4 protein-coding genes, 1 tRNA gene and 1 other RNA gene are annotated in these 3,247 nt (G+C 68.3%); 4 read left to right on the forward strand and 2 right to left on the reverse strand.

The window, feature by feature from the left end; all coding sequences use genetic code 11:
- Nucleotide 1: 1 nt before the first annotated feature.
- Nucleotides 2-88 (reverse strand) — tRNA-Leu (locus tag VFX14_13055).
- Between the two features lie 52 nt (nucleotides 89-140).
- Here VFX14_13055 and smpB point away from each other — a divergent pair.
- On the forward strand, nucleotides 141-602 hold the full coding sequence (smpB, locus tag VFX14_13060) for an SsrA-binding protein SmpB (GenBank protein ID HEU5190609.1): 462 nt from the start codon (nucleotides 141-143) through the stop codon (nucleotides 600-602).
- A 20-nt stretch (nucleotides 603-622) separates the two neighbouring features.
- Nucleotides 623-977, forward strand: a transfer-messenger RNA (tmRNA) gene (gene ssrA, locus VFX14_13065).
- Nucleotides 978-1,047: 70 nt separating this feature from the next.
- On the opposite strand, the gene VFX14_13070 is transcribed toward ssrA, so the two are convergent.
- Complete coding sequence (locus VFX14_13070; GenBank protein HEU5190610.1) at nucleotides 1,048-1,488, reverse strand: DUF1134 domain-containing protein; 441 nt, start codon at nucleotides 1,486-1,488, stop codon at nucleotides 1,048-1,050.
- Between the two features lie 140 nt (nucleotides 1,489-1,628).
- On the opposite strand from VFX14_13070, the gene VFX14_13075 reads away from it, so the two are divergent.
- Nucleotides 1,629-3,011 (forward strand): DUF3300 domain-containing protein, encoded by a 1,383-nt coding sequence (locus VFX14_13075; GenBank protein ID HEU5190611.1) that lies wholly within the window; start codon nucleotides 1,629-1,631, stop codon nucleotides 3,009-3,011.
- Nucleotides 3,011-3,247, forward strand: a 237-nt coding sequence (locus VFX14_13080; GenBank protein HEU5190612.1) for a hypothetical protein, incomplete at its 3' end; no start/stop codon positions are given. The genes VFX14_13075 and VFX14_13080, both read left to right, overlap by 1 nt.

Genomic DNA, 3,247 nt, shown 5'->3' on the forward strand with positions numbered 1-3,247 from the left:
GTGGTGCCGAAGGGGGGACTCGAACCCCCACACCCTTGCGGGCACATGACCCTGAATCATGCGCGTCTGCCAATTCCGCCACTTCGGCCCGAGAAGCCTTACCAGGATACCGGCCGAGCGAGTGAAGTCAAGGGGGCCCGATGCCGGGCGAGAAGATCATCGCGACCAACCGAAAGGCGCGGCACGACTACGAGATCCTGGAGACCTACGAGGCCGGCCTCGTCCTCCGCGGGACCGAGGTGAAGTCGCTGCGCGAAGGCCAGGTGAACTTCAAGGACTCGTACGCCGCGATCAATGGGAACGAGGCCTGGCTGATCGGCTGCCACATCGCACCCTACCATCACGGCACCGACGCCAACCACGATCCCGACCGCTCGCGAAAGCTCCTCCTCCACCGCCGCGAGATCTCGCGCCTCCTCGGCAAGACGGCCGAGCGCGGTTTGACCCTCATCCCCCTTCGTCTATACTTCAAGGAGGGGCGCGCGAAGCTCGAGTTCGGGCTGGCGCGGGGCAAGAAACTCCACGACAAGCGCGCCTCCATACGCGAGCGCGACGAGCGGCGCGAGATGGCCAAGGAAGTCCGAGCGCGGCAGCGGGCCTGAGGCCCCAGGCCGCGAGACAAGGGGGCGACTGGTTTCGACGGGGATCAGTGAAGCGCAGGCGGCATCTCGAGGTGCTCTCTCCTCGTAAATCCGGGAGCACAGTACTAGCTGCCAACAATCAGCTAGCCCTGGCGGCCTAACACCCGCTAGCGTCGGCCGAGCCGAGTCATCAGGGCACGGGAACCGACGTCATATTCTGGTGACTGGCTCCAAGCCGGGCCCCGAGGCGCGGAGCGAGATTTTGCGGGGCTGGCCGCTCGAGAAGCCCGCCGGTTGGCGGCGAGAGCGGCGAGAGCTGAAGAAAACCGGCTAAAGATGTAGATGCCTGCCGCCGAGGGTTTCCGGACGTGGGTTCGATGCCCACCGCCTCCACCATAGGACAGAAGGCCAGCCGAGGATATCGGCTGGCCTTCTCGCTTTCCCGGTGTTGGCCCAGCGGGCCGCGCTACTTCTTGAGCTTGACGTCGACACCCTTGCCGGCCAGGGTGAACTTGACGCCGGTGCCCGTGCCGGTCAGCTTCATGACCACGCCGTGCTGGTTCTTCAGCGTGACCACACCGGCTCCGCCGCCGACCGCCGCGCCGGCCTCGCCCGCGACGTAGTTCCCCCCGAAATCCGAGAGCTTCTTGAGGTTGTACACTTCGCCGGTGGCGCTGACCTTGGCAACGCCGAGGTCGACGACGCTGAGCCCGTTCACGGAGAACTTGTGCTCCTTGCCCTGGTAGGTAAGGATGCCGTCCCCCCAGCTCACGCCGACCCCGAGGGCGACCGACTTACTCTCCACCGAAACCTTGCCCGACGGCGGCCCGTCCTGCGCTACCGCGAACGTCGCCGCCACCAGGATGCTGACCATCACCATCCGGGTTATGAATGCCAGTCGCTTCATCGCATGACCCTCCTCGGGCCCAAGGGTGGCCGAACTCCGAGATCGCCACAAGTACGACCAAGGTCTGATATCTTGCCCGCCGTGGCTCGCGAGACTATGCATGGCGGCCTGCGTCACCCAACATTCACCCGGAGCCCCAGATGATCTGGATGGTCCACGTGCTGGAGCGACGCGCGGCGAAGGTGCTGGCGTTGGCGCTCATCGTCCTCTTCCTCGGGCCCCGCCCGACGTCCTCGCAGGATCAGACCCAGCAGCAGACGCAGGAACAGGGCCCGAAGCCCTTCACGCCGGAGGAGCTCGAGCAGATCGTGGCGCCCATCGCTCTCTATTCTGACGGCCTGCTCGCCCAGGTGTTCATGGCGTCTACCTATCCCGTCGAGCTCGTCCAGGCCGCGCGCTTCCAGAAGGCGAACCCGAAGCTCACGGGGGATGCGCTCAACGCCGAGCTCCAGAAGTACGACTGGGACGACAGCGTGAAGTTCATGGTCACCGTGCCCCAGGCGCTCACAATGATGGACGAGAAGCTGGACTGGACGCAGAAGCTCGGCGATGCCTTCCTCGATCAGCGCAAGGAGACGATGGACGCCGTCCAGCGGCTCCGCGCGAAGGCGCAGAAGGAAGGCAATCTCAAGTCGACGCCCGAGCAGACGGTGAAGGTCGAACCCGCAGCCCCGGCGCCGCCTCCGCCCCCACCGCCCCCCGGCCAGACGGTGACGGCTCCTCCGCCCGCCGCGCCCACCCAGACCATCGTGATCGAGCAGTCGAATCCTCAAACCGTCTACGTGCCCACCTACAATCCTGCCGTGGTGTACGGCGCCTGGCCGTATCCGGCTTATCCGCCGTACGCCTACTACCCGCCAGGCTACGCGCTGGCCGGCGCCGCGATCTCGTTCGGCATCGGGATGGCCGTCGGGGGCGCGATCTGGGGCGGGTGCAACTGGGGCGGCGGCGACGTTGACATCGACGTCAACAAGAACAATAACTTCAACAAGAACGTCAACCGGGAAGGCCGGCAGCGTAATACGACCAACGTAGGGAGCGGCAACCGCCAGAACTTTCAGCACAACCCCGAGCATCGCAAGGGCGCCCAGTATCGGGACTCGGGGACGCAGCAGCGCTACAACAAGCAGGGTCCCGCCGGCGCCCAGAACCGCCAGGACTTCCGAGGTCGCGGCTCGGGCTCGGGGGGCGCCCAGGTGTCGGATCGCGCGGGTGCTGGTGCCGGCGCGGGCGCCGGCGCGGGCCGCGGCGATGCGGGACGCGGCGGCGCAGGCGGAGCCTCGGTCTCCGACCGGAGCCGCGGTGGGGGCGACTTCGGCGGCGGCTCGGGCGGGGGCGGCGCCTTCCAGGGTATGGATCGCGGCGGCGACGCCCGCGCCTCCAGCCAGCGCGGCCAGTCGAGCCTCGGCAGCTCGGGCTCGCGCGGCGGCGGCGGCGGTAGCAGCTTCAGCGGCGGCGGCGGCGGCGGACGCTCGGGCGGTGGTGGGGGACGCTCGGGCGGCGGCGGGGGAGGGAGGCGATGATGACACGCGAGCGAGCGCGTAGCTGGCGCAGTCTCGTGGTCGCCGTGTCGACCGTGGTGTGCCTCGGGCTCGGCGGCGTGATGCCCGTCCCCGAGTCGGACGCGCGGGGCGCGCGCCTCTCCGGCTCGCCGGAGGAGGTCTACAAGGCCTTCGTCGACGCGATGCGCGCGGGCGACCGCGCCGCGATGCTCAAGATGCTGGGGCCCGAGGCGGCCGACGTCGTGGCCTCGGGCGAC

It is taken from the genome of Candidatus Methylomirabilota bacterium (assembly GCA_035764725.1).
Classification (GTDB): Bacteria; Methylomirabilota; Methylomirabilia; order Rokubacteriales; family CSP1-6; genus DASRWT01.